The 26,426-nt window shown below is 52.6% G+C and carries 31 protein-coding genes; all 31 read right to left on the bottom strand.

From position 1 onward, the window contains the following. Positions 1-62: 62 nt before the first annotated feature. Complete coding sequence (locus AC13H5_RS06445; protein ID WP_483546480.1) at positions 63-1,763, bottom strand: proline--tRNA ligase; 1,701 nt, start codon at positions 1,761-1,763, stop codon at positions 63-65. Between the two features lie 46 nt (positions 1,764-1,809). Continuing rightward, positions 1,810-3,060, bottom strand: coding sequence for an RIP metalloprotease RseP (gene rseP, locus AC13H5_RS06440; protein WP_034777270.1), 1,251 nt, complete (start codon positions 3,058-3,060; stop codon positions 1,810-1,812). Between the two features lie 16 nt (positions 3,061-3,076). Next, complete coding sequence (dxr, locus tag AC13H5_RS06435; RefSeq protein ID WP_214752728.1) at positions 3,077-4,222, bottom strand: 1-deoxy-D-xylulose-5-phosphate reductoisomerase; 1,146 nt, start codon at positions 4,220-4,222, stop codon at positions 3,077-3,079. Between the two features lie 12 nt (positions 4,223-4,234). Beyond that, positions 4,235-5,032, bottom strand: coding sequence for a phosphatidate cytidylyltransferase (locus AC13H5_RS06430; RefSeq protein WP_034777254.1), 798 nt, complete (start codon positions 5,030-5,032; stop codon positions 4,235-4,237). Position 5,033: 1 nt separating this feature from the next. Beyond that, positions 5,034-5,771: an isoprenyl transferase gene (locus AC13H5_RS06425; RefSeq protein ID WP_483546479.1), complete on the bottom strand. Its 738-nt coding sequence runs from the start codon at positions 5,769-5,771 to the stop codon at positions 5,034-5,036. Between the two features lie 83 nt (positions 5,772-5,854). After that, positions 5,855-6,415 (bottom strand): ribosome recycling factor, encoded by a 561-nt coding sequence (gene frr / locus AC13H5_RS06420; protein WP_034777248.1) that lies wholly within the window; start codon positions 6,413-6,415, stop codon positions 5,855-5,857. Next, complete coding sequence (gene pyrH, locus AC13H5_RS06415) at positions 6,412-7,137, bottom strand: UMP kinase (RefSeq protein ID WP_034777246.1); 726 nt, start codon at positions 7,135-7,137, stop codon at positions 6,412-6,414. Before pyrH ends, frr begins: the two co-directional genes overlap by 4 nt. Before the next feature lie 108 nt (positions 7,138-7,245). Next, positions 7,246-8,127 carry a translation elongation factor Ts gene (gene tsf / locus AC13H5_RS06410; protein WP_138859592.1) on the bottom strand — a complete coding sequence of 294 codons (882 nt, stop codon included), beginning with the start codon at positions 8,125-8,127 and terminating at the stop codon, positions 7,246-7,248. Positions 8,128-8,244: 117 nt separating this feature from the next. After that, a complete protein-coding gene (gene rpsB, locus AC13H5_RS06405) occupies positions 8,245-8,985 on the bottom strand; it encodes a 30S ribosomal protein S2 (RefSeq protein WP_021067146.1) in 741 nt (246 codons plus the stop codon). A 152-nt stretch (positions 8,986-9,137) separates the two neighbouring features. Next, positions 9,138-9,506, bottom strand: coding sequence for a hypothetical protein (locus tag AC13H5_RS06400; protein ID WP_138859593.1), 369 nt, complete (start codon positions 9,504-9,506; stop codon positions 9,138-9,140). Between the two features lie 13 nt (positions 9,507-9,519). Continuing rightward, positions 9,520-10,290, bottom strand: a complete 771-nt coding sequence (locus AC13H5_RS06395) for a FliA/WhiG family RNA polymerase sigma factor (RefSeq protein ID WP_034777239.1) — start codon at positions 10,288-10,290, stop codon at positions 9,520-9,522. 11 nt (positions 10,291-10,301) lie between these two features. Continuing rightward, complete coding sequence (locus AC13H5_RS06390) at positions 10,302-10,787, bottom strand: chemotaxis protein CheD (protein ID WP_483546478.1); 486 nt, start codon at positions 10,785-10,787, stop codon at positions 10,302-10,304. Continuing rightward, positions 10,780-11,379 carry a chemotaxis protein CheC gene (locus AC13H5_RS06385; protein ID WP_034777234.1) on the bottom strand — a complete coding sequence of 200 codons (600 nt, stop codon included), beginning with the start codon at positions 11,377-11,379 and terminating at the stop codon, positions 10,780-10,782. The genes AC13H5_RS06390 and AC13H5_RS06385 overlap by 8 nt, the downstream gene beginning before the upstream one ends. Continuing rightward, complete coding sequence (locus AC13H5_RS06380; RefSeq protein WP_034777232.1) at positions 11,369-11,800, bottom strand: chemotaxis protein CheW; 432 nt, start codon at positions 11,798-11,800, stop codon at positions 11,369-11,371. The genes AC13H5_RS06385 and AC13H5_RS06380 overlap by 11 nt, the downstream gene beginning before the upstream one ends. A gap of 12 nt (positions 11,801-11,812) precedes the next feature. Further along, entirely contained in the window at positions 11,813-13,786 is a 1,974-nt protein-coding gene (locus AC13H5_RS06375) for a chemotaxis protein CheA (protein ID WP_034777229.1), read from the bottom strand. Positions 13,787-13,805: 19 nt separating this feature from the next. Then, positions 13,806-14,645 carry a MinD/ParA family protein gene (locus tag AC13H5_RS06370; protein WP_034777227.1) on the bottom strand — a complete coding sequence of 280 codons (840 nt, stop codon included), beginning with the start codon at positions 14,643-14,645 and terminating at the stop codon, positions 13,806-13,808. Further along, entirely contained in the window at positions 14,624-15,703 is a 1,080-nt protein-coding gene (locus tag AC13H5_RS06365) for a flagellar biosynthesis protein FlhF (RefSeq protein ID WP_034777225.1), read from the bottom strand. Before AC13H5_RS06365 ends, AC13H5_RS06370 begins: the two co-directional genes overlap by 22 nt. After that, a complete protein-coding gene (gene flhA / locus AC13H5_RS06360) occupies positions 15,704-17,677 on the bottom strand; it encodes a flagellar biosynthesis protein FlhA (RefSeq protein WP_251126271.1) in 1,974 nt (657 codons plus the stop codon). It abuts the gene before it with no gap. Between the two features lie 58 nt (positions 17,678-17,735). Next, entirely contained in the window at positions 17,736-18,827 is a 1,092-nt protein-coding gene (gene flhB / locus AC13H5_RS06355; RefSeq protein ID WP_034777221.1) for a flagellar biosynthesis protein FlhB, read from the bottom strand. Beyond that, positions 18,824-19,594: a flagellar biosynthetic protein FliR gene (fliR, locus tag AC13H5_RS06350; protein ID WP_034777220.1), complete on the bottom strand. Its 771-nt coding sequence runs from the start codon at positions 19,592-19,594 to the stop codon at positions 18,824-18,826. The genes flhB and fliR overlap by 4 nt, the downstream gene beginning before the upstream one ends. After that, the gene (fliQ, locus tag AC13H5_RS06345; protein WP_034777219.1) at positions 19,591-19,863 is read right to left on the bottom strand and encodes a flagellar biosynthesis protein FliQ; all 273 of its coding nucleotides are present in this window, start codon (positions 19,861-19,863) and stop codon (positions 19,591-19,593) included. The genes fliR and fliQ overlap by 4 nt, the downstream gene beginning before the upstream one ends. A gap of 11 nt (positions 19,864-19,874) precedes the next feature. After that, positions 19,875-20,540, bottom strand: coding sequence for a flagellar type III secretion system pore protein FliP (gene fliP / locus AC13H5_RS06340; protein WP_034777218.1), 666 nt, complete (start codon positions 20,538-20,540; stop codon positions 19,875-19,877). After that, on the bottom strand, positions 20,537-21,031 hold the full coding sequence (locus AC13H5_RS06335) for a flagellar biosynthetic protein FliO (protein WP_034777217.1): 495 nt from the start codon (positions 21,029-21,031) through the stop codon (positions 20,537-20,539). The genes fliP and AC13H5_RS06335 overlap by 4 nt, the downstream gene beginning before the upstream one ends. Then, positions 21,028-21,393, bottom strand: coding sequence for a response regulator (locus AC13H5_RS06330; RefSeq protein WP_021067131.1), 366 nt, complete (start codon positions 21,391-21,393; stop codon positions 21,028-21,030). Before AC13H5_RS06330 ends, AC13H5_RS06335 begins: the two co-directional genes overlap by 4 nt. 12 nt (positions 21,394-21,405) lie before the next feature. Beyond that, positions 21,406-22,512, bottom strand: a complete 1,107-nt coding sequence (gene fliY, locus AC13H5_RS06325) for a flagellar motor switch phosphatase FliY (protein ID WP_034777215.1) — start codon at positions 22,510-22,512, stop codon at positions 21,406-21,408. Beyond that, entirely contained in the window at positions 22,509-23,498 is a 990-nt protein-coding gene (fliM, locus tag AC13H5_RS06320; RefSeq protein ID WP_034777213.1) for a flagellar motor switch protein FliM, read from the bottom strand. The genes fliY and fliM overlap by 4 nt, the downstream gene beginning before the upstream one ends. Positions 23,499-23,507: 9 nt before the next feature. Continuing rightward, complete coding sequence (locus AC13H5_RS06315) at positions 23,508-23,957, bottom strand: flagellar basal body-associated FliL family protein (protein ID WP_034777211.1); 450 nt, start codon at positions 23,955-23,957, stop codon at positions 23,508-23,510. Then, positions 23,950-24,168: a flagellar FlbD family protein gene (locus AC13H5_RS06310; protein WP_034777209.1), complete on the bottom strand. Its 219-nt coding sequence runs from the start codon at positions 24,166-24,168 to the stop codon at positions 23,950-23,952. The genes AC13H5_RS06315 and AC13H5_RS06310 overlap by 8 nt, the downstream gene beginning before the upstream one ends. Next, positions 24,168-24,959 carry a flagellar basal body rod protein FlgG gene (gene flgG / locus AC13H5_RS06305; RefSeq protein ID WP_034777207.1) on the bottom strand — a complete coding sequence of 264 codons (792 nt, stop codon included), beginning with the start codon at positions 24,957-24,959 and terminating at the stop codon, positions 24,168-24,170. Before flgG ends, AC13H5_RS06310 begins: the two co-directional genes overlap by 1 nt. Positions 24,960-24,970: 11 nt before the next feature. Then, a complete protein-coding gene (locus tag AC13H5_RS06300; RefSeq protein ID WP_034777205.1) occupies positions 24,971-25,402 on the bottom strand; it encodes a flagellar hook capping FlgD N-terminal domain-containing protein in 432 nt (143 codons plus the stop codon). Further along, on the bottom strand, positions 25,374-26,426 hold the full coding sequence (locus tag AC13H5_RS06295; protein ID WP_483546477.1) for a flagellar hook-length control protein FliK: 1,053 nt from the start codon (positions 26,424-26,426) through the stop codon (positions 25,374-25,376). Before AC13H5_RS06295 ends, AC13H5_RS06300 begins: the two co-directional genes overlap by 29 nt.

Raw genomic sequence — 26,426 nt, 5'->3', positions numbered from 1 at the left:
CCCCTTTTATCATTCGATGTCGAAAAATGAAGGTGACGGCAAGAAACCGTCACCTTCATCTATCATTTTGCCTCGTTCAGTTGCGCCGTGATCACACGTGGCAACTCATCTACCGTCGTCTCAAGGACTTCGCCAGTGGCACGTACTTTCACTTCGACGATACCTTCGCTCGCTTTTTTCCCGACGTTGATACGAATCGGAAGACCGATCAAATCAGCATCGGCGAACTTGACGCCAGCCCGTTCTTTACGGTCATCATACAACACATCGTACGTCGATGACAGCTCATCATATAAACGGTTCGCGAGTTCGACTTGCGCTTCGTCTTTCGTGTTGATGGCAATCAAGTGCACATCGAACGGAGCGACGCTCTTCGGCCAAACGATACCGCGATCGTCATGATGTTGCTCGATGACGGCCGACAATGTGCGTGAGACGCCGATGCCGTAGCAACCCATAATGAGCGGTTCGGCCCGACCTTCTTCGTTCAAGAACGTCGCACCCATCGCTTCTGAATAGCGCGTGCCGAGCTTGAACACTTGCCCGACTTCAATCCCGCGAGCGAAGCGGACCGGACCCGACTCGTCAGGTGCCATGTCGCCTTCGACGACGAAACGGAGGTCATGATACATCAAATGCGACAAGTCGCGTTCGGCGTTGACGTGCGTATAATGGGTGTTCGCCTCGTTGGCGCCACATACCGCGTCGACCAAATATTTGACGGCGTAATCGGCCACGACTTTGACCGGTGCATGAATCGGTCCGAGCGTGCCCGGCTCACAGCCGAACAAGTCGATGATCGTCGCTTCTTCTTCCATTTGGATGTCGAGTCCGCCGAGGGCGTTCTTCACTTTGACGTCGTTCGCCTCGTGATCACCTCGAACGATGGCCATGACCGTCTCGCCATCGACGTTGAAGAGGACCGACTTGATCGTCGTCTTCGTGTCGACGTTCAAGAAGCGCGCCACATCTTCAATCGTCTTATTGTCTTTCGTGTCGACCTTGTCGAGGGCAAGCACTTCGGCCGCTTGCATGTCATAGCGGTCGAGCGTTTCTGCCATCTCGATATTGGCGGCGTAGTTCGACGTGTCCGTGTAGACGATCGTGTCTTCCCCGATATCGGCAAGCGCTTGGAATTCGTGCGTGTCTTTCCCGCCGATGGCACCCGAGTCAGCTACGACCGGGCGATATTTTAAACCGATGCGGTCAAAGATGTTGGAATAGGCGTTATACATGTTCTTGTATTCGTCGTCCAAGTCATCTTGTGTGGCGTGGAACGAATACGAATCTTTCATCAAGAACTCACGACCCCGGAGCAGTCCGAAACGTGGACGACGCTCGTCGCGATATTTCGTTTGAATCTGATATAAGTTGACCGGTAATTTTTTGTAGGAGTTGAGTTCATCGCGCACGATCGACGTGATGAGTTCCTCGTGCGTCGCACCGAGGGCGAAGCGACGATCGTGACGATCGGTCAATCGCATAAGTTCAGGACCATAAATACCCCAGCGACCCGTCTCTTCCCACAGTTCCGCCGGTTGAATCGCTGGCATGAGCAATTCTTGGGCACCGGCCCGGTTCATCTCTTCGCGGATGATCGTTTGAATCTTTTGTAACACGCGGTGGCCGAGTGGAAGATACGAATAAATTCCAGCGGCGTTTTGGCGCATGAAGCCCCCGCGGACGAGGAGTTGATGGCTGACGGCTTCTGCGTCGGCCGGCACTTCTCGAAGCGTAGGCATGAACAGTCTCGATTGTTTCATAGGTATCAACGTTTCCCTTCTATAACCCGATTAGATCTTACTTTTATTATTTAAAGAATGATTGAATATCATTCCACGTGACGATCAACATGAGGAGCATGAGCAAAGCGAACCCGATAAAGTGGACGAATCCTTCCTTTTTCGGATCGATCGGCCGTCCGCGCACCGCTTCGAACAAGAGGAAGATGAGTCGTCCTCCATCGAGTGCCGGGAGCGGCAACAAGTTAAAGATGGCCAAGTTGACTGATAAAAGTGCCGTCCAGTTGAGGAGCATGATGAGCCCGCTCGCCGCCACTTCATCGGTCATGCGGACAATCCCGACCGGTCCGGCCAATTGGTCGACGCCGACTTGACCGGTAACCAAATCACCGACCGCGGAAAAGATGAGCGTCGACATCGTCCACGTCGTCTCAGCCCCAGTCGTGAAGGCTTTCGTCGGTGAACGCTCGAGCGCGTTCGTCACGCCCAATATCCCGACCGTCTCGCCGTTTTGTTCGACCGCTTGCGGCGTGAGCGTCACCGTTTGTTCTGCATTATCTCGAATATACGTCACTTCGGTTGGCGTGTCAGCCCGGTCGGCAAGCACAGTCCGAAGGTCGAGCCAGTCATCAATCGTCTCGCCTTCGATGGAGACAATTTCATCTCCCGCCATGAGACCTGCTTGATCTGCAGCCGAATCTGGCTGCACCGTACCGATTCGTCCATCGTCCGTTGGCGTCCCTTGGACGAGACCGACGATGACAAGCAAGATGAAGGCAAGGACGAAGTTCATCGCTGGGCCGGCTGCAATCGCGAGCACACGTTTCCATACCGATTGAGCTCCGAACGTGCGGTCGTATGGGGCAATTTGAATTTCCATGCCTTGGTCGACGAGAAGCGTGTCCCGTTCAAGTGAATAGACACGGACCTCATCATCGACGAGTAACTGGATCTTCAATTCGCGAATCGAATCGAACTTGTCGACCGTCCCGACGATGTGCACGTCTTTTGCCTGGTCCGGCTGGAAGTAGACACGATCGACCGTGCCGGCGTTCGTCAGGCGTAACCCGACGTGTTGACCGGCTTTCACTTCGATCGGCTCAAAATCTTCTCCTGCCATTTTGACATACCCACCGATTGGCAATAAGCGAATCGTATACAGCGTCTCATTCTTTCTGAACGAGAGGATTTTCGGTCCAAACCCGATTGCAAATTCATGACAGAGAATCCCTGCCCGTTTCGCCATGACGAGGTGTCCCCATTCATGAACCGATATGAGTACCCCAAACATCAAAACGATGGCGATAAAAGTCGTCATTGTCTATTCCCCACCTTCACTTTCCTTGCTGAATTTGTTCTCGAACCGCTCGGTCGACTTGAAGGATCTGTTCGAGCGTCGGTTCTGCAATTACCGTATGTGTCTCCATCGCTTGTTCAACGATCCGTTCGATATCGAGGAAAGCGATCTCCCCGTTCAAGAACAGCTCGACAGCCGCCTCGTTGGCCGCATTAAGCACCGTCGGCATCGAACCACCGGCGCGCCCGGCCTCATACGCGAGGCGTAAGGCCGGATAACGCGTCAAGTCGGCTTCTGCGAAGTGAAGCGTTCCGATTTCTCTCAAGTTTAACCGCTTGTTCCCGTCGATTTCAAGACGTTTCGGGCCTGAGAGCGCATAGAGGATCGGTCCCCGCATATCCGGATTTCCAAGCTGCGCCATGACGGCGGCGTCTTTGAATTCGACCATCGAGTGGATGATGGACTCACGATGTAGCACCACTTCAATATCATTATAATCGATATCGAACAACCAGTGCGCTTCGATGACTTCGAGTCCTTTATTGAACATCGTCGCCGAATCGATCGTGATTTTCGCCCCCATCGACCAGTTTGGATGTGCGAGCGCCTCTGCGACGGTCACGCCGTCTAATTCATCCCGCGACTTGTCACGGAAACTCCCGCCTGATGCCGTTAAGATGATTTTCGAGACGTCCTCTCGGCGTTCACCGTTCAAACATTGATAGATGGCTGAATGTTCACTATCGACTGGAATCAGGCTGACCCCATGCTTCTTGACGGCTGCCGTGACGAGATGGCCCGCCGTGACGAGCGTCTCCTTGTTCGCCAAAGCGATGTCTTTACCTGCCTCGATGGCAGCGAGCGTCGGCTCAAGACCGACAGCCCCGACGACGGCTGTGACGACGATGTCAGCCCGCTCTGCGGTCGCACATTCGATCAACCCTTCAAGTCCGATAAAAAAGAGTGGTTCGTATGTAAGTCGTGGTTTGAGTTGTTCGAGCACTTCGATGTCTTTGGCGGACACGTATTTCGGCCGCAGGCGGTTGATCCATTCCTCGGCTACATCTACATTCGTTCCGAAGGCATAGGCCTCAAGTTCAAACAAGTCGGGGTGCTGTTCGATGACGTCACATGTCTGTACGCCAATCGAACCAGTCGCCCCGATTAAGCTGATTCGCTTCATCTTGACACTCCTTTATAACAAATTAAATACCCAGATGACGGTGAATACCGCGATCATACTATCAAAGCGGTCCAAAATGCCACCGTGTCCCGGTAACAGATGACCCGAATCTTTTACGTTGAATTGACGTTTATACGCCGACTGCACCAAGTCCCCGAGTTGCCCGACGACGGATACGACGACCGCGAGCACCAATACTTCGAGAATCGGCAACACCGGTTCGACGAGGACGTAGACGAGACCGACGACGATAGACGAGATGATCCCACCGACCGCCCCTTCAATCGTCTTGTTCGGACTGATTGAGGGCCACAGTTTTGTCTTACCGATTGCTTTGCCCGTGAAGTAAGCACCCGAGTCGGTCGCCCAAATCATGAACAGGACGAGAAGTACTTTGACGAGCCCATCCTCCGAAAGACGGACGAGCGCAAAACTAGAGAAACCGATGACGAGATAGACAGCAGATACAAAATAAAAACTCGCGTCTTCATACGTGAAACGGTTTTTTGTGACGACCGTCCAAAACAGGAGGAGCATTAAACCGAGCACCATCCATTGATTCGTCGACATCGGCATCTCGCCCATGACAAGCTGTCGCTCAAGCAACATCAATACGAACGGGAAGGCTACAAGGAGCGACGTCACAAGGAACGGAAACGCCGTCAACTTGTGATTGCGCATCATCGTGAACTCGCTCAGTCCAATCAAGGCGAGCACACCCATCAAGATGACGAACGGACTGCCGCCGAGGGCGATCAAGCTGACAAAAATGGCACCGGCCCAAAGACCGGTAATAATTCGAGTTTTCATGTCACACCCCACCAAACCGGCGCGTCCGCGCGTTATACGCTTCGATCGCCTCGACGAAGTGGTCTCGTTTGAACTCAGGCCATAACACGTCTGTGAAATGGAGTTCAGCGTACGCCCCTTGCCAGAGCAAGAAGTTCGAGAGACGCTGTTCCCCGCTCGTCCGGATAATCAAATCGACGTCTTGCATATTTGTCATGAGACGATGTCCGATCATAGCGTCATCGATGTCGTCCGGTTGGATCTTCCCTGCCGCTACATCGCTGGCGATATGGCGCATCGCTTGTACGAGCTCGTCGCGGCCACCATAGTTTAAGGCAAAGACGAGATCCAGACCTGTGTTCGTCGCCGTGCGCGTACGAGCCTCATCGACTGCATCCCGCGTGCCGCGCGGTAATTTTGACACATCACCTGCGACGAGGATGCGAACGTTTTGTTCGTCCAGTTCTTTTAAGTCCGTCTCTAAAAATTGTTTCGGCAATTTCATCAAGAAGTTGACTTCTTCTTCCGGACGCGTCCAGTTCTCCGTCGAGAACGCATAGAGCGTCAACGAACGGATCCCGAGTTCTTGGGCGGTGCGAACCGCTTCCCGGACCGATTTCATCCCTTCCCGGTGACCCATGATGCGAGGGAGTCCACGCTTTTTCGCCCAACGGCCGTTGCCGTCCATAATGATGGCGACGTGTTCGGGGATGCTCAGTTCCGCCTCGGTCTTCGTTTTAGGATTCACCCATTTAAACATACTCTATCCTCCTGATTGTATGAAAGAGGGACCCTCTCAGTAAAAGGGTCCCCACACAGCTTTTTGGTATACCACTTCCGTGATTACACTTCCATGATTTCTTTTTCTTTCGTCGCTGCAGATTCATCAATCTTTTTGATATACGAATCCGTTAACGATTGAACGTCATCCGCGTAACCGCGAAGGTCGTCCTCAGTCAAGTCCCCATCTTTTTCAAGCTTCTTCAAGTTTTCGTTGGCGTCACGACGAACGTTACGGACAGCGACTTTCGCTTCTTCCGCATATTTTTTCGTCACTTTCACGAGCTCTTTGCGACGCTCTTCCGTCAAAGCTGGGATGGCGAGACGAATGACGGTCCCGTCCGACGACGGCGAGAGACCAAGGTCGGCTTTTTGGATCGCTTTTTCAACGTCAGACACCATCGACTTGTCCCATGGTTGAATCAAGAGAAGGCGTGCTTCCGGTGTATTGATGTTCGCTACTTGATTGAGCGGTGTCGGTACGCCGTAGTAATCGACTTGAACCGGGTCCAAGATCGACGCGCTCGCGCGGCCCGTCCGAAGTGTTCCGAAGTCACGCTTCAGCGCGGAAACGGCTTTCTCCATTTTCTCTTCAGCAGTTTTCAATACGTCATTTACACTCATGAATTGATTCCTCCTACTACCGTCCCGATATGTTCCCCGAGTACGACACGTTTGATGTTTCCTTCTTCAAGCAATGAGAATACAATCAGTGGGATATGGTTGTCCATACATAGTGACGTGGCTGTCGAATCCATCACTTGGAGACCGTCCTTTAAGACGTCCAAGTACGTGAGCGTGTCGTATTTGACTGCATCCGGAACGAGTTTCGGATCGGCCGAATAGACGCCGTCGACGTTGTTTTTTCCCATCAAGATGACGTCAGCTTCGATCTCCGCTGCGCGGAGTGCCGCTGTCGTGTCTGTCGAGAAGTACGGGTTCCCCGTCCCTGCCGCGAAGATGACGACGCGACCTTTTTCAAGGTGACGCATCGCCCGGCGACGAATGTACGGTTCAGCCACTTGGCGCATTTCGATTGAGGTTTGGACGCGTGTTTGGACACCGTTCGTTTCAAGGCTATCTTGTAGCGCGAGCGAGTTCAATACCGTGGCGAGCATGCCCATGTAATCCGCATTCGCTCGGTCCATGCCGAGCTCGCTACCGGTCTTGCCGCGCCAGATGTTCCCGGCGCCTACGACGACGGCAACTTCGACGCCCATGGCGACCAATTCTTTAATTTGCCCAGAGATCGAATTGACGATGGCCGGGTCAATCCCGTACCCTTGATCTCCAGCGAGCGCTTCCCCACTCAATTTTAACACAATTCGCTTATATTTCGGTTCCATACTTTGCCTCCTCTTGCTTGAAAAAAGGGAACACGCTCCCTTAACGAACTAACTCAAGGTTATACAGACGTGTTCCCAATTTTGATAGCACCATGTGAATGATGCAGATTATTTTTTAAGTTGGTTCATTACTTCTTCAGCAAAGTTTTCTTCGCGTTTTTCCATACCTTCTCCAACTTCGTAACGTACGAATGAATTGATACGGCCGCCTTTAGACTCTACGTATTTCCCAACTTTGAAGTCAGCGTCTTTAACGAATGTTTGGTCGACGAGGCAGATTTCCTCGAAGTACTTGTTCATACGTCCCGCAATCATCTTCTCGACGATGTTGGCAGGCTTGCCTTCGTTGAGGGCTTGCTCAGTCAAGACTTTCTTCTCACGATCTGCTTCTTCAGCCGATACTTCGTCGCGTGTCGCGTAAAGTGGGCGTGCTGCTGCAACGTGCATAGCTACGTCTTTTGCAACTGTTTCGTCTGTTGTACCGTCGAGGACAACGACTGAACCGATGCGGCCGCCCATGTGGAGGTACGTGCCGAAGACTGCATCGTCCGCTTTTTCAAGGACAGCGATGCGACGGAGTGAGATTTTCTCTCCGATTGTCGAAGCTTCTTCTTGAATGTGTGTTTCAAGCGTTTTACCAGCTACGAATTCAGAAGCGAGTGCCGCTTCAACTGTCGTTGCGCCTGAAGTAAGAACAGCTTTTGCTACGTCTGAAACGAGTGTTTGGAACTTCTCGTTTTTCGCAACGAAGTCTGTTTCTGAGTTAACTTCGACGAGCGTAGCTTTGTTGCCTTCAACCGCTACTGCCGTCAAACCTTCTGCTGCGATACGGTCGCCTTTAGCTGCTGCTTTCGCGATCCCTTTTTCACGAAGGAAGTCGATTGCTGCTTGCATGTCACCGTTTGTTTCAGTGAGTGCTTTTTTGCAATCGAGCATACCTGCGCCTGTTTTTTCACGAAGTTCTTTTACCATTGCTGCTGTAACTGCCATCGGAAATTCCTCCTTGTAAAACTTACGAATTTTTAAGAAAAAGCACTAAGGCTTTATATACGTGTCCTAAAAAAAGGTGATAAAAGGCTTTCCCTTTATCACCTGTTGTCTGACTGATTACTCAGCTTCTGTCGCTTCAGCTTCTGGAGCTACCGCTTCTTCAGCTACTTCTTCTTCGCCTTGTTTCGCTTCGATGATTGCATCTGCCATCTTCGAAGTGAGCAATTTAACCGCACGAATCGCATCGTCGTTCGCTGGGATGACGTAGTCGATTTCGTCTGGGTCACAGTTTGTGTCGACAATCGCAACGATTGGGATGTTCAATTTGTGAGCTTCTGCAATCGCGATCCGCTCTTTACGTGGGTCAACGATGAAGAGGGCATCAGGAACACCTGGCATGTCCTTGATTCCGCCGAGGAACTTCTCAAGACGTGTCATTTCTTTTTTCAAGATGATGACTTCTTTCTTAGGAAGTACTTCGAACGTACCGTCAGCTTCCATTTTCTCAAGCTGCTTCAAACGGTTGATACGTTTTTTGATTGTTGAGAAGTTTGTGAGTGTTCCACCCAACCAACGCTCATTGATGAAGTACATACCTGAACGGAGTGCTTCTTCTTTGATTGTGTCTTGAGCTTGTTTTTTCGTACCTACGAAGAGGACGTTTCCGCCTTCTGCCGCGAGTTCACGAACGAAGTTGTACGCCTCGTCTACTTTTTTGACCGTTTTTTGAAGGTCGATGATGTAGATGCCGTTACGCTCCGTGAAGATGTATTTCGCCATTTTTGGGTTCCAACGGCGTGTCTGGTGACCGAAGTGTACACCAGCTTCGAGCAATTGCTTCATTGAAATTACTGCCATGATAAATTTCCTCCTTGTGGTTTAAAAAAGTCCTCCGCCTCGTTCATCGTTGTATTCCGACCTTTCGGCACCGAGGAATACCATCCCGAGACGTGTGTGATGTGTTTAACACCAAAAAATACTATAGCATATGTCCGCCAATCCGGCAACTCTCACTTTTTACGAAGTTTGGCATATAAGGCGACTTCTCCTTCGCCTTTTCCAAGGAGTCGGGCCGTCTCCCGGACCGAATGGTGCAATAACACATCCTCGACGTGCGGGGCTGATTGCGTATCGTCGTCCGATGTCTCTCGCTTTGGCTCCGCATGGATTGACTGAGCACCTGCAACCTCTTCGTTTGAGGACGCTGGTTGTTTCACGACATCGTTCATCGATTCCATGAACGACAACAGGAGGGCCTCGGTCTCACGTTTCTCGTGCTCGAGTTGCGTGACGCGAGCGGTCAACGCCTGGACTTGACGAAATAAGATCAGCAGTCCGTAAGCGACGATACAGGCGATTGCGATATATACGATGGTCATCTCCATCCCTCCTTCACGATGTCTTTTCTTCTAAATACGAACGTCCAAGTGCAAGCTTTAACGTCTTTAACGCCTTGGAATGGATTTGGGAGATACGTGACGTCGACAGTTCCAACACTTCGCCAATCTCGGTCAACGTCAACTCGTCGAAGTAGAACAACGAGACGACGAGACGTTCTTTCTCGGACAAGTGCTCGATTTCGGTCGTCAGCACGTCGAGCAGCTCGCGCTGCAATAGCGTATCCTCCGGTTTCTCAGAGTCAGGGTCGAAATACGTGACGGACATGACCTTGCCTTCTTCTTGAAGCGTCACCGCTTCATCGATCGACAACATGTTCGCGAAGTACCCTTCCGCCATCGCCTTCTCGATTTCCGACACCGGTAGTTCGCAGGCGCTCGCGAGTTCTTCTTTCGTCGGGGCCCGGTGCAACTTCTGCTCGAGTTGTTCGGCGATGTGATCAATTTTTTTCACGCGTTCGCGCACCGAACGCGGTAACCAATCGATTTTCCGCAGCCCATCGATGATGGCGCCACGTATCCGAAACGCCGCGTACGTGTCAAACTTGTTGTTGTGTTCTGGATCATATTTCATGAGGGCATCGTACAATCCCATGTAACCCAAACTTTTCAATTCGTCGCGTTCGACGCTCTTCGGGAGCGTCACGATCATTCGTTGCACGTGATAATGGATGAGGAACTCGTAGTGCGCCAATAGTTCATTCGCTGTATCCATATCGCGGTCAGTGTTCCAACGATCCCACAACTCGGTAAGCTGAGTCGTCATGTCGATCCCCCCTAGATTTCCTTAGTTCCTACGCTGACCGTTCGAATCGACAGGACGCAAGTCGCCACATCAAATTCGATCGTCCGTCCGTTATGCCCGCCACAGTCTTCTGCGATGAGCGGGATACGGTGCGCTTTCAGTGCGGTGCGCACGGCTTCGGCGTTTCGTTCACCGATCCGCATCGCCTCGTTCTCATACTTGAATTGAAACATTTGGGCGCCGCCGGCCATCTTCGCTTGCAGCCGACCGGCTCCGGCCCGTTTCAACGACGAGACGAGCGCATCGATGGCCGTATCCGCATATTTTCCTACTTCAACCGTTTGGTGTTTCCGGGCAATCGCCGAATCCGGCAACATGACATGGGCCATCGCCGCGATTTGGAGCCGGACGTCATACAAGATGACGCCGACGCACGAACCGAGTCCTGCCGTTCGCAATTTGTTCGGCGCGGTCGTCTGCTTCCATTCCGCGATGCCGATTTTGATGACTTCAGCCATGGCCAATCAACCGCTGTTGTATCCGTTCGAGCGAGCCATGCGTCGGTAGGAACAACACATGCCCAGCACTTACTTTCTCATCGATGCGGAACGTCGTATCGATGTAGAGTGCCGCATCTTCCTCAGGTTGGACCGACGTGACGACGAATTCGACGATCGAACCCGCCATGTCGACCGCTGTCGCCGGGACTTGGATGGAGATTGGGGTATCGAGCCAATCCCCGAGCGCCCGGGCGTAAGCCCCGCTCATGATGTTTCCGATTTCTTCCCATGCCGACTGGCCGAGCTCGTCCGCCGATTGGAACGAGAACGTGCTTCCGATGAGGGAAGCGACCATTGTTTCGGCATCATCGACCGGAAACAAGATGAGAATCATGCCGCTAATGTCACCGCCGAGCTCCAACAAGACGGACGCCACGTGACGTTCCGGCCCGCCGACGCGTTCCGGCAAATACGTGATCGGTTCCATCTCCGCTGAGGAGACGGTGATTGTGACCGGCTTGCCCAAGAGCGTCGACAATGCCGTCGCGGCATGACCAGAACCGATATTGCCGAGTTCTTTCAATAAATCTTGCTCGAACTCACTCAGCATGCTGTTCCTCGAATAATGCGTTGGCATCGAGGAGCGAGAACAATTTGTCCTCGCCCTTGGCGATCGCCGTCAAGTGAGCCGACAACATGTCTCGGCTCGACTCCGGAATCGGCTCGATGCGAACGTCTTCACTTTCCACGACCTCGTTGGCCCGGTCGACGATAAAGCCGGCATCGCCTTGATTGAGTGAAGCGATCAAAATCCGTGTTTCTTCGGTCGGTTCGACTGCCTCGTAACCGAGACGGAGCCGAAGGTCGATGACCGGTGTGACGACCCCACGCAGATTGATGACACCTTTGACGTGAGCCGGCGCGTTCGGGACGCGTGTGACCGGTTGTACCCGTTCAATCGAGCGAACTGACTGGACATCGATTCCGTATGTGTTCGATCCCAATGAAAAGACTACCCATTTTTGTTCCATCCTTCTTCCTCCTTAGAACAGATCGTTGCTGTCGACAATCAAGGCGACACGCCCGTCTCCGAGTATCGTCGCACCAGAGATGGCCGGGATGCCCTCGAGATAAGTTCCGAGCGGCTTCATGACGATCTCTTGTTGGCCAATCAAGTCATTGACGACCACACCGACGAGCTTGTTTCCTTTGCGGACGACGACGACCGGGAATTGCGTCTTCGTTTCCGTTTCGATCGCGAACATTTCTTTCAAGTAAACGAGCGGGACGAGCTGACCTCTGAAGTCGAAGACGCGTTCGCGATGGGCCGTCAATATGTCGGCCTCGTCGAGGAGCGTCGTCTCGAGAATCGATGACAGCGGAACGGCGTACGTCTCATCGCCGACTTGTACGAGCATCGCCGAGATGATCGAGAGCGTGAGCGGCAAACTGACTTGGAATTTCGTCCCTTGTCCGACGACCGTCTCGAGCGTGACGACCCCGCCGAGCGATTCGATCTTGTTTTTGACGACGTCTAGTCCGACGCCGCGACCTGAAAGATCAGTGACGACGTCTGCCGTCGAGAATCCAGGTGCGAAGATGAGCATGGCTACTTCATTGTCCGTCATCGCCGTCGCTTCTTCAGGCGTGATGACGCCTCGTTCGAGTGCTTTTGAGCGGACTTTATCGACATTGATCCCTGCCCCGTCATCCTCGATTTCAATGAAGACACGGTTGCCGCCATGGTAAGCGCGAAGCGCGAGTCGACCTTGCTCCGGCTTCCCGGCTTCGAGGCGGACTTCTGGCAACTCGATGCCGTGGTCGATGGCGTTACGAATCAAATGGACGAGCGGGTCACCGATCTCATCGATGACTGTCCGATCGAGCTCGGTCTCAGCACCGGTGATCTCGAGTTGGACTTTTTTATGGATATCTTTCGCGACCGAACGCACCATGCGCGGGAAGCGATTGAACACTTGCTCGATTGGCATCATGCGGAGGGTCAAGACGAGCGATTGAAGTTCGTTCGTACCGCGTTTGATTTTCTCGACCGTTTCGTTCAGTTCAGGTTGACCGACTTCGTCGGCGAGCCGCTCAAGACGACCGCGATCGATGATGAATTCTTCGAACAAGTTCATCAGACGATCGATCCGCTCTAAGTTGACACGAATCGTCTTCGCTTGTGCGACGGCCTGTTCTTTCGGTTCGTCCGTCTCCACCGCTTTCGGTTTCACTTCGGCCACGGCGACGCTCTCGGCACTGACGGCGACTTCCGGCGCACCGGCTGCCGCACTCGTGTAAGGTGTCACTTGGACGTGCTCGACTTCCGACACTTGGGACACGGCATGCTCAATCACGTCCGCTGACTCCTGAGACACGAACAAGACGTCAAATGAGAGATCGAACTGTTCTTGCTCGATCGCCTCGGTCTCAGGAACCGTCCGGACGACTTCGCCGAGTTCTTGGAGGCGATCGAACACCATGTAGGCGCGCGCCGCTTTCAACACGACGGCATCCGATAGCTTCACATGAAGTTGGAACGCTTCGAAGCCGGTCTCTTTCGCTTGCGTGATGACCGAATCGGTATATAGGTCGGCCGTGAAGACCGTCTCATCGACCACCTCGACTGCTTTCGGAGTGCTACCGATAAATGACTGGAACGCGGACACTGTCGCCGTCACATCGATGTTTGCGCCTCTGCCTCCCGTCTCGATATCAGCGATCATCTCTTCGATTTGTTCCATTGCCGAGAACATCGTATCGAGCAACAACTGGTTGCTCTCTTTCTTTCCGGCTCGAACCAAATCGAGCGCGCTCTCCATCTCATGCGTCAAGTTGGCGACACTCTCGTATCCCATCGTCGCCGACATCCCTTTGAGCGTGTGTGCCGAGCGGAAAATCTCTTGAATCGCTTCCTGACTGCCCGTCTGTTCTAGTTTCAACAGCTGGGTGTTAACCGATTGGATATGTTCTTGAGATTCGTCTAAAAACAATCCTAAGTATTCGTTCACGTCCATCTATAATGCCTCCCTGTCGTTAGACTCGGTTCCACTGACGTTTCAAGTTCCCCATCAAGCGTTCCATAAAATGACGCGGCTTCGGCGGTGTCCCGGTCAATGTTGTTAAAATCCGTTCAAGCCGCCAACTGATGTCACTCTTCCGGTCCAGATGGTAAAACGGGACTTGGGCGATGACCGCTCGTCTGACCGTGGCGTCATCTGGTAAATACCCGAGGAATCGAATCGATTTCTTTAAAAACTGCTCACATGCAACTTCCATTCGTTCAAAACATTGCAGCGCTTCTTCACCCGATTGGGCCCGATTGACGATCACACCGAGCGGTAAGTCCGGACTTTGACGATGAACGAGCTTCGTATAGGCATATCCATCCATGAGCGAGGTCGGTTCAGGCGTCAAGATAAGGAACATCTCATCGCATCCCTCGATGAACTGGAGCGACGTGTCGGTCGCACCGGCCCCCATGTCGAATAACACATAATCGTATTCGGTCAGCACTTCGAGTTCACGCATAAAAAATTGCATATCTGCATGTGAGAATTGGACTAGTTCGTCGAGCCCACTTCCCCCATGTAATATATCGACACCATGCACGTCTTTCTGAACCGAGGCGGCGAGCGGAATTCGCGCTTTTACCGAATCCATCATCGTTCGTGACCGCGACGCGTTCAATAAAATGTGCACGTTTGCCATCCCGATGTCGAGGTCGACGATCAAGACACGTTTTCCGAGCTCGACGAGACCGATGGCCGTATTGACGCAGACGTTCGTTTTACCGACCCCGCCTTTTCCGCTCGCAAAAGCGATTGTCGTCGGTGCGGTCTCCGTTTTCGCCCTCAGACGTCTTGCTTGGTCCATTGGGTCCACCCTTCTTTCTCAAGTAAACGATCCGTCAATCGGTCCGGCTCTCCGGCGACAAGGTCGTCCGGCACTTCTTGTCCGTCCGTCAGCCAAGCGACCGGCAGTCCGCTCTCGCGGACCATCCGATACATCGCGTGAATGTCACTCGTCTCATCGGCTTTCGTGAAGATGAGCGACTGGAGCGGCAACGGTTCGAATTGGCGATAGATCATGTCCATATCCCGCATCTTCGACGTCAAGCTGAGGACGAGCGACAAGCTCGTTTCCGAGAAATCGTGATGTCGCTCGAACTGTTCGACGTACGCCTCGTCGCGGAAGTTGCGACCGGCCGTATCAATCAAGATGATGTCTTTCCGTGCGAACAGTTGTTTCGCTCGTTTGAAGTCATTGAAGTCATAGGCGACCTCGACCGGGATGTCTAAAATCTCGGCGTACGTTTTCAATTGTTCGATTGCCGCGATCCGGTACGTGTCCGTCGTGATGAGACCGACCGAGAGCCCATGCTCGAGTTTGTAGTGAGCGGCAAGTTTGGCGAGCGTCGTCGTCTTGCCAACCCCGGTCGGACCAACGAGCATCATATACCGTTTCGGTTCAGGGACAGCCAAGAAGGAACTCCGGATTTGATCACGCACGTAGCGTTCGACGACTTCCACCGATTTTGTCGTGTAATACAGCTCGTTGATCGCTTCGTCCCACGTCTCACCACGGAACGACTCGGAGGCGAGCAGTGATTCGACATGCGCCAGCGCTGCGGGCAACCGTCTCGACGTCGACACGGTCGCCGCCTGACTTGATTCGTTCGTTTGTTGCGGTGGACGCGTCGGAGCCTTCACGGGCTTCGATGGTGCGACGGGTTTCGTCGCGGCACGCGGTTTGACAGCGAGCGGTGCTTTCTCGAGCGCGGCGATGACCTCGACGTGTTGCGATGCGAACAGGCCGAGCCAGCCTTTCTTCACTTGACGGGAGTTCAAAATCACGGCGTCGTCACCAAACTCCTGTTTGACTTTCGCCATCGCTTCCGCCATCGTCTTGCCGGTATATTTTTTGATTTGCATTTAAATCACCCCAATACTTTTCACTTCAATCGAGCTGAGCAGCTCGTTGTAGGCGAGAACCGGTACGTCCGGATAATATCGTTCGAGCAGTTGTCTCACGAACAAACGGATCGTCGGCGAGCATAAAATGACGGCCGAAGCCCCGTAGCGTTCGAACATCGACAGTTGCTCACCCGAGCGTTCGATAATCTCGCGCGCCTGTTCCGGGTCGAGCGCCAAATAGTTCCCGAACTCGGTTTTTTGAACGGCGTCTTGAATAAGCTGTTCGGTCTGGCCACCGAGTGTGACGACGTAGAGCGGTCCGTCCGGCGGGCTGACTTGGTCCGTCAATTGACGGGACAGGCCTTGACGGCAATATTCGCCGAGGATATCGGCATCTTTCGTCACTTTTCCATAGTCGGCCATCGTCTCGAACAAGAGCGGTAAATTGCGAATCGAGACGTGTTCTTTCAATAGATGACGGAGCACTTTTTGAATGTCGCCAATCGATAGGACGGATGGTGTCACGTCTTCGACGAGCACCGGGTGCGTCTCTTTCAAGTGTTCGACGAGTTGTTTCGTCTCTTCACGGCCGAGAAGGTCTGCCGAATGTTTCTTGAGCGTCTCCGTCAAATGCGTCGCGACGACCGATGGCGGATCGACGACGGTGTACCCGCTCATTTCAGCGCGAGTCCGCGTCTCTTCGTCAATCCAGAGAGCCGGGAGGCCGAACGCCGGTTCCGTCGTTTCGATGCCGTATACTTCCGGGTCTTCGATGCCAGGGCTCATCGCCAAGTAATGATCGAGCAACAGCTCCCCTTCAGCGACGACGTTGCCTTTCACTTTGATGCGGTACGCATTCGGAGACAGTTGCAAATGATCTCGAATTCGGACCGTCGGCAAGATGAAGCCGAGTTCGAGCGCGAGCTGACGACGAATCATGACGACCCGGTCAAGCAGGTCGCCGCCCTGCGACTCATCGGCGAGCGGGATGAGTCCGTAACCGAACTCGAACTCGATGGCATCGATTTGTAACAGCGACACGACGGTCTCGGTCGGTGCCATTGGTTCTTCTTCCGGTAGCGGTGTATCGATGACTCGTTTCATGTTGCGGCGCATCGCATACGCCCCATAGAAAGCGACTCCGGCGATGATGACCGTCACCGGGAGCAGACTCGGTGAGATAAACCCGAGCATGATCACAATCGAGCCGGCGATATAGAGGAGCGTCGGATTTTGACCAAGCTGGTCGACGACGTCTTCTCCTAAATTCCCATCCGACACGGCACGGGTGACGATGATGCCGGTCGCCGTCGAGATGAGGAGCGCCGGGATTTGACCGACAAGCCCGTCCCCGATCGTCATGAGTGAGAACGTCTGGAACGCTTCACCGACCGGGAGGCCCATTTGGACGGTCCCGATGATGATTCCAAAAATCAAGTTGATGACGACGATAATGATCCCGGCGATGGCGTCCCCTTTGACGAACTTCGAGGCCCCGTCCATCGATCCGTAAAAGTCGGCTTCACTTTGAATTTTTTTCCGACGGATTTGAGCGTCCTTGTCGTCAATCAATCCTGAGTTCAAGTCGGCATCAATCGCCATCTGTTTACCAGGCATGGCGTCGAGCGTGAAGCGAGCCGATACTTCCGACACGCGTTCCGCCCCTTTCGTGATGACGACGAACTGGATGATGACGAGGATGAGGAAGACGACGAACCCGACGAGCACGTTTCCTCCGACGACGAAGTTCCCGAACGTCGCAATAACTTCTCCCCCGTACCCGGTCGAAAGAATCGACCGCGTCGTCGACACGTTCAATCCGAGCCGGAACAGCGTCACGATCAACAAGAGCGAAGGAAAGACTGAGAAGTCGAGCGCTTCGCGGGCGTTCATCGCGACGAGCAAAATCAGCAAGGCGATCAGTATATTAACAATGATTAAAAAATCTAATATGAACCCCGGTAACGGGATGACGAGCATGACGACGATCATAAGAACGCCAATCAATACCGCGAAATCTTTCGCTTTTACAGCCAACACATACTCCTCCTCAAGACGGTTGTTTCAATTGATAGACGAACGCGAGCACTTCAGCGATCGCCTGATAAAACGACTCGTCAACGACTTCCCCGATATCCATTTGGGCGTAAAGTGCGCGGGCCAACGGTTTATTTTCCACAATCGGGATGTCATGTTCTTTGGCCACGTCGCGGATGTTGAAGGCGACTTGGTCGACGCCTTTGGCGACGACGAGCGGCGCAAAGTCTTTCGTGTCGTCATAGCGAATGACGACGGCATAATGGGTCGGGTTCGTGATGACGACGTCCGCGTTCGGAATCTCTTGCATCATGCGGCGCATCGCCATCTCCCGTTGTTGTTGTTTGATTTTTGACTTGATGAGCGGGTCACCTTCACTGTTTTTATACTCGTCCTTCACATCTTGTTTCGACATGCGAATCGATTTCTCAAAATCGAATCGTTGATAGAAAAAGTCGAGCAACGCGAGTGCGAGCAAGGCGACGCTCACCCATAGTCCAAGTTCGATCGTGATGCTCGCGAGCGCGATGACCGATTCACGGACATGTTCGACAGCCATCCGGGACAGCTCTTTTTGATTCTGCCAGAGCACGGCAACAGCAGTCGTCAGGATAATCAATAATTTGAATAAGGACTTTAAAAATTCGACGACCGCTTTCATACTGATAATCCGCTTGACCCCTTTGATCGGGTCGATGCGTTCGAGTTTCGGTTGGATCGCCTCTGCCGAGAACAACGTCCCGATTTGAAGATAGTTGATCAAAATCCCGAACACGACCGCGACGACGAAGAACGGTCCCACAATCAAACCGACACGAAGCAACAAGTCGGTAAGCATCCCGGACAATCCATTCGATAAGTCGAACAACAAGTAACTCGTACCGAGCAAATCTTTCGTCAACCCGAACAGTTGCTTGCCGAGATACGGACCTAAAAACGATAACATGAGAAACATCGCGAACAAGGCGAACGCGCCGGTCAAATCGGCCGACTTGGCGACTTGTCCTTTCTTGCGCGAGTCCTCCCGCTTACGCGGGGTCGCTTTTTCGGTTTTTTCTCCTGCAAAAAATTGAAGATCGACCGATAAGGTATATAGAGGCTTCATGAGGCGTCTCCTAGCAATGTCATAAAATCACGCAACACTTCTTGTAAAATCGGGATGAACTGGCTGATGCCGTTCAAGGTCAACCCCATCATGACGACCATGACCGAGAAACCTGCAATCAGTTTGAATGAGAATCCGATCGCAAAAATATTGAACTGCGGGGCCGATTTCGCCAAGAACCCAAGCGCCATGTCGACAAGCAAGAGCGATGCCATGAGCGGAAAGGCGAGCTGTAAAGCGACCATCATCGTCATCGTGACGACCTTCACGGCCATCATGAGCGACGCTTCACTAAAGTTGATGATCGGCTGGCCCGGTGGATATATTTGAAAGCTATAATAGATGCCATCGATCAGCAGTAAATGTAAATTGCTCGACAGCATGATAAACAATGTGAAGATGTAATAAAAACGTCCGATCAATGGCGACTGGCCTCCGAACATCGGGTCATACGCCGATGCCATCGCGAGTCCGAGCTGCAAATCGATGACCCCTCCCGCAATCTGGGGCGCAAAGAACAAAATATTGATCAATATGCCGAGCACCAAGCCGATCAGCACTTCGTATAACACTTGCAAGATATAGGCTTGCCCGAGCTCGAGCGGCTCCGTCACCGTGAACATCGCATAGTAGGCTAAAAAAGCACTGAAGGCGACGCGATGCATGACAGGTAGCTGTCGGGATGAAAACAACGGGACGCTCACGAAGAAACCGGACAGACGTGCGAACGTCAAACCGTATAGACTGATAAAATCGACCGCGTTCATTTCGAGGCGACCTCGACCATCAGTTCAAAAATCAATCGGGTGAACCCTTCGATCTGTTGCAGCATCCAAGGCCCGAAGATGACGAGCCCGATAAACACCGAGACGATTTTTGGGACGAACGATAACGTCTGCTCTTGAATCTGTGTCGTCGCCTGTAAAATCGAAATGACGAGACCGACGACGAGTGAAATCAACAAGAGCGGCATCGAGATTTTTAATAACGTCCACACACTCTCCGTCGCCAAATAGATGACCATTTCCTGCGTCATATTCGTTCCTCCTACATACTTCTAAGCAAGGACTCCACAATCAAGTGCCATCCATCCACCAACACAAACAATAACAGTTTGAACGGCAAGGCGATCATGACCGGTGGAAGCATCATCATCCCCATCGACATGAGGACACTCGCCACAACCATATCGATAATTAAGAACGGCAAGAAGATCATGAATCCGATTTGAAATGCCGTTTTCAGTTCACTAATCGCATAGGCCGGGACCATCGCGAGGAGTGGGACGTCTTCGACCGACTCAGGTTGCTCATAGTTCCCATATTTAATGAATAATTGCAAATCTTCTTGGCGCGTGTATTGGGCCATGAACCGCTTCATCGTATTCCCCGCCTCTTCGAACGCCTCGTCTTGACTGATTCGGTCGTCCATGTATGGCGATAGTGCCTTGTCATTCAACTCCGATAGCACCGGTGACATGACGAACAACGTGATGAACAGGGCGAGCCCGATAATCAGTTGGTTCGGCGGTGTTTGCTGCGTACCGAGCGCCGGACGGATAAAGGAAAGTACGACGACGACGCGCGTGAAACAAGTCATCAAGATTAAGAAAGATGGCGCGAGCGTGAGCAGTGTCAACACGACTAACAATTTGATCGAAGTCGATGTGCTGTCTGGCGTCTCTAGGTTGATCAGTTGTTCAATCGTCGTCATCGTTTCTTCCTCACTTCTTCAATCTGGGCCAATTGCTGTTTAAACGTGTCGAGAAAAGCCGATGTGTTCGAGTTGTTCAAGGCTGGCGCGTCGTGGACCGCTTCATCCATCGCTTCGGCATCGACCCGATCAAGCAGTTGAATCGAGTCACCGACTCCGAGCACGTAAACTTGTTCGCCGAGCTTGACGAGTTGCACCGATCGGTCTTTGCCGAGCGGTACCCCGCCGAGATGTGTCAAATGCTGTGCCGTTTTGACGCCTTGCGTGCGTGCGTTCAACCAACGCACGAGGACGAGAAAACCGCCGATGACAACGACCATGCTCAAGATGAGCTTGATCGCTGTCCCGACCGATGAGACGGCCGATTTCACCGGCTGGTCTTCAGCGTCTGGCTGTTGTTGCTCGAACTGTTGATCGACGGTGGCGGCCTCGACCGTGGCCGGGACGCTTAGCCCGACCACGAGAAGGATAATCAACCACCACTTGTTCATTGTGCGACCGTTTTCGAAACCGCTTCTACGACCCGTTCCGCATTGAACGGCTTGACGATGAAGTCTTTCGCCCCAGCTTGAATTGCGTCGATAACCATCGCTTGTTGTCCCATCGCAGAACACATGATTACTTTCGCGTTTGAATCAAAGCCACGAATTTCTTTCAAAGCGGCCAAACCGTCCATCTCTGGCATCGTGATGTCGAGCGTGACGAGGTCCGGCATGAGTTCACGATATTTTGCGACCGCATCCACACCGTTCTCCGCTTCCCCTACGACTTCAAATCCATTCTTTGTCAAGATATCCTTAATCATCATGCGCATGAACGCCGCATCATCTACCACCAAAATTTTTGCACTCATTGTTCTTCCTCCTTAAACGATGCCAATCCGCTCGTGCGGTTGGATAATTTCTGTTACACGGACCCCGAAGTTCTCTTCGATGACGACGACTTCGCCGCGGGCAATCCGTTGTTGGTTCACATAAATATCGACCGGCTCACCGGCAAGTTTATCGAGTTCGATGATCGAGCCTTGCGACAACTCAAGCACTTCGCGGACCGAACGTTTCGTCCGCCCGAGCTCGACCGTCACGCTGAGCGGCACGTCATACAACAGACCGAGGTTTGCTGGAATCGAATCGTTCGTCGCAGGAGCATGCAGCGGCATGAATTCCGCTTGACTGACAGCGACTTCCGGTGCCGACTTCACTTCCTGACGTACAGGTTGTTGGGGAGCCGGTGCGGCCGGTGCTTTTGGCGCTTCTTGCTTTGGGGCGGCCGCAGCAGGTACGACCGGCTGAGGGGATGTGGCCGTCATCAATTCATTGACGAGCTGTTTCCCGAATTGAATCGGTGCGATTTGAACGATTTTTGAGTCGATCAACGTACCGACTTTCAAATTGAACTCGATCAACACCATCGTCTCCCAAAGTTCGAGACGATCGATGATCGTTTGGGTCTTCGTCGCATCGAACACTTCGACGAGCGGCGGTGAAATGTCAATTTTTTTTGAGAACACCGTCGACAAAGATGTCGCCGCTGCCCCCATCATTTGGTTCATCGCTTCTTGCACGGCCGAGAGTCGAATTTCGTCCAATCCTTCCGGATCGACATCGATCCCGTTCCCGCCGAGCATCAAATCCGAGATGATGGCCGCATCCTCACGTGTCAACACGAGGACGTTTTCGCCTTTCAAACCTTCTGTGTAACCGACGCGAAGCGCCACGTGCGGTGTTGGATAACGCTCACGGAGCGCATCGATTGTGACTTCACTGACGATTGGGGTCGTGATTTCTACTTTTTGTTGCAGTAACGTCGATAGTGCCGTCGCCGAGTTACCGAACGAGATATTCCCGATCTCTCCTAAGGCGTCGCTCTCCATCGAGTCAAGATGCTCTTCGGGCTTCGCCTCTGGTTTTGACGAGTCGCTCGTCCCTCGTAATAACGCGTCTATTTCATCTTGTGACAACATCTCACTCATTGCTCTTCCTCCTTCACCCGGTGGAGCACTTGGACGGCCATCCGCTTCCCGCTCACACCGACTTGCCCTTTGAACACTTTATTTTCCCCTACCATGATGGATAATGGGTCTTTCACCAATTGGTCGAGCGTCAAACAATCCCCGACCTCTAAATGTAACAAGTCACCGAACGTGATCGTCGTCTCTCCGAGCAGAGAAACGACCTCAACCGTCGAGTTCATCAATTGGGCTTTGAGCGGTTCCTTGCTGTTGCCGCTCGCATTGCGGCGGTTGGCCTCCTGCATCCAGTAATGGCTCGACAGTTTGGATAACACCGGCTCGATCGTCACGAACGGCAAGCATACGTTGATTGTGCCGCTCACCTCGCCGATGGTGACACCGATCGAGATAAGGACGACCGTCTCGTTTGGCGAGACGAGTTGAAGAAACTGCGGATTGACCTCGACCGCGGTCATCTCTGACTTGATCTCGGCAATCGACTCCCACGCCTCCCCGTATCCGGCAAACGCTCGTTTATATAACTGGGTCAAGATGCGCATCTCGATTTCTGTGAAGCTCTCGACTTTTTCGATTTCGACCCCTGGACCACCAAGCAGACGGTCGAGCATCGCATATGAGATGTTCGGGTTGACCTCGATGATGAAGCGGCCGTTGAGCGGCGGAGCCTCAATCAAGTTGATCATCGTCATACTTGGGATGGAATGAATGAATTCATCGTACGGGAGCTGCTCGACCGAATTGACCGTGAACTGCACGTACGTCCGGAGCTGAGCCGAAAAGAACGTCGTCAACATGCGCGTGAAATGTTCATGGATTCGGGTCAGACTTCGGATTTGGTCTTTCGAGAAGCGGACCGCCCGTTTAAAGTCATATTGCCGAACCTTCCGCTCTTCTTCTTGATTTAAAAAGGAGTCGGCTTCGACGTCGCCACTGCTTAACGCCGATAGCAAGGCATCAATTTCTTGTTGAGATAAGACTTCTCCCATGATGCCACCTCACTGTATGATTTTCTTCGTCATATAGACTCGTTGGACCTCACCTGACTCCAACAGTCCGTTTAATTGTTTACGGAGCGACTGCTCAAATTTCTGCATGTCTTCCTTCGTCGTCAACTGGGCTTTCGTCATGCCGGCCAAATCACCAAGGATGACGTTATGCACTTGAAACTTGCGAAGTTCGAGATCTTCTTTCGTTTCAGCGGCATCGGTCACGATCGTGAACTGGACGTTGATGAAACGCTCATCTTGAATGTTCGTTGTCATGTCGTCTGTCGTGAAGCTACGTTCGGCCAACTCTTCGGCGGTGACCGGTTTCGTTTTCGCCGTCACGTTGTCTCCGAACAAATATTTATAAGTCATGAATCCGGCCCCGCCCATGACGAGCAGGACGACTAGCAAGATGAGCACCATCTTCATGGCGCCACCTTTTTGTTTTTCTTCACTCATCTTCTTCACCTCGTATGCCTGTCGTTCCAATCAGACCAATCGAGGCATAAAATGCCGTCGTCCGGTCGATGATTTGTTGTTTCGTCTCGCTGACGATATACGTTTTTCCGTTATACAAGTGAATGATCGTATCCGGTTCGGCCTTGACCGTCTCGATGAACAAGGCGTTCAATACGAGTTCTTCACCCCGGAGTGTCGTGACGCGAATCATCAGCGTTTCAAGTTGACGAGTTCTTGGAGGATCTCGTCCGATGTTGTGATGATACGAGTGTTCGCTTGGAAACCACGTTGAGCGACAATCATTTCTGTGAACTCTTCCGACAAGTCGACGTTCGACATCTCGAGCGCGCCCGAGACGAGTTCTCCACGTCCATCTTGTCCAGGGATGCCGACGTTCGGTTCACCTGAGTTTTGCGATTGAATGAAGTTGTTTGCTCCGACTTTCGAGAGTCCGGCATTGTTGGCGAACGTGACGACTTGGATTTGACCGACGACCGTCGATTCCCCGGCATTGTTCACGTAGCTGACTTGTCCGTCTTTACCAATCGAGAGTGATTTCGCACCGGCTGGGATGTTGAGGCGGTCACCCGTCGTACTGAGGACGTAGGCTCCATCTCCATTGACGAGGTCGCCCGTGTTATCTGTATAGAAGTTACCGGCCCGCGTGTATTGCGTTTGACCGTTCACATCCAAGGCGAAGAATCCTTCTCCTGAGATCCCGACGTCAAGTGCTCGCCCTGAGTTTTGCATGGCTCCTTGGTTATAGACGTTGTCGACGGTCGCCATCGTGCCCCCGAGACCGACTTCTTTCGGGTTGACCCCGCCGCTGACTCCGTTCGCCGCGGTCGCACTACCGACTTGCTGACTGACGAGGTCCTTGAACGTGACCCGACCTTTTTTATAGCCGAACGTGTTGACGTTGGCGATGTTGTTCCCGACGACGTCAAGCTTGGATTGGAAGTTCTTTAAACCACTGATTCCTGAGTACATTGCTCTTAACATGATGAATCCTCCTATGCTTGTTTGATGGAAGTGATGTTATACACGTTGATGGACGTCCCGTCCTCAAGGTCGGCGACATAGCCGGCTTCGGTCTTCGAAATCGAGAGGACACGACCCGAGCCTTCAATCGTCTCGGTTTCCGTCTCCGTCATATAATCGACCGTTTGACCGATCATATTGCTGAACTCCGAAATCGAAGCCATTTGCCGATCGACAAGGGCCGAATCGAGTTGTTTCGAAATCGTCTGCATCTGTTCGAGAGAAGAGAACTGGGCCATCTGGGAGATGAACTCACGGTCTTCCATCGGTGACATCGGGTCTTGGTTGGCGAGTTGCGCGAGCAACAGCTTCAAGAACATGCTTTGATCATATTGGTTCGTTGCTTTCGGCATCGATTGATCCGGTAACGTATAGTCACTCGTCTTCGGCTGGATGGTCGTCATCTTCTGGTTCTCCTTTCGGTTGTTCCTGCTGTTCCGGTTCCGGTTGGTCGAACTCGTTGAATCCGGACCCTTTCGTCTCGAGCGCCTGTTGGGTCAAGTTGATCTCGACACGGACGTTTTGCGTCAGCGGTTGAAGCGTCTGTTGCAACTGTTGGACCTGTGACTGAAGCAACTGCTTCGCTTCTTGGTTGCTCGCAAACAGTTTGACGACGAGTTCCCCATTTTGACGTTCGAGTTTGACGACGAGCTCGCCTAACTGTTCAGGATAGAGGCGGACCGTGAACACTTTGGATCCGTCGGCTCCGCTCTTGAACGGTGCACGTTGCAAAGCGGCTTCGATTCGGGCCTGCAAATTCTCTGGCAGTGAACCTTTCGAGGCATACATCACCATTTCCGAATCAATTTGCGGTTTCGACCAGATCATCCCTTTGGGCATCCATTCGGTCTCTTTTACCGAGGGTTGCAATTGCGCAACTTGTGTTTCGGTTTGAGTAAGTCCGGGTATAGATTTAGGGGTCTGTCCGAGCGTCCCTTTAAACTGCGCAACGACTTGTTGGATGATGCGCACGTTCTCTTCCACTTGATCGGTCGGCACGGGTGTAACGAGTGCTTCCGTTTCCTTTTTCGTCAGCGTGAACGAGATTGTCGGCGCCGCCATTTGTCCAGCGAGGAGTGCGGGCGTCACGGCCGATGTCGTCTCAAGAGTTGCCGCTGACTGATCCGGGGCGACTTGATTTAAAATCCCAATATAAGCATCCATAAACTTTCGGTAAGCATCTGCCGGCAGTGATTTCAACCATTGCAGGCTGTCGGGCTGTTGGAGCCATTGCTCCAATCGGTTCGATACATTCTCGAGCGGAAGCGATTCCTCGTCTTCCGTGGCGACCGCCACCTCTGGAGATGGCGTCGAGGTCCCGAGCATCGCCGAGAGCAACTCCAAAAACTGTCCGGTCGGGGTCGCAGCCGCTTCCCCGCCTTTTTGGGTCGTCCCTTGTAGCGATTGGGCGAGTAAGGCGATATTCAT

The sequence above is a fragment of the Exiguobacterium sp. FD-YE-25-4 genome (assembly GCF_057004685.1).
Note: the sequence above shows the minus strand (reverse complement) of the source record. Positions and strands in the feature narration are given on the sequence as shown.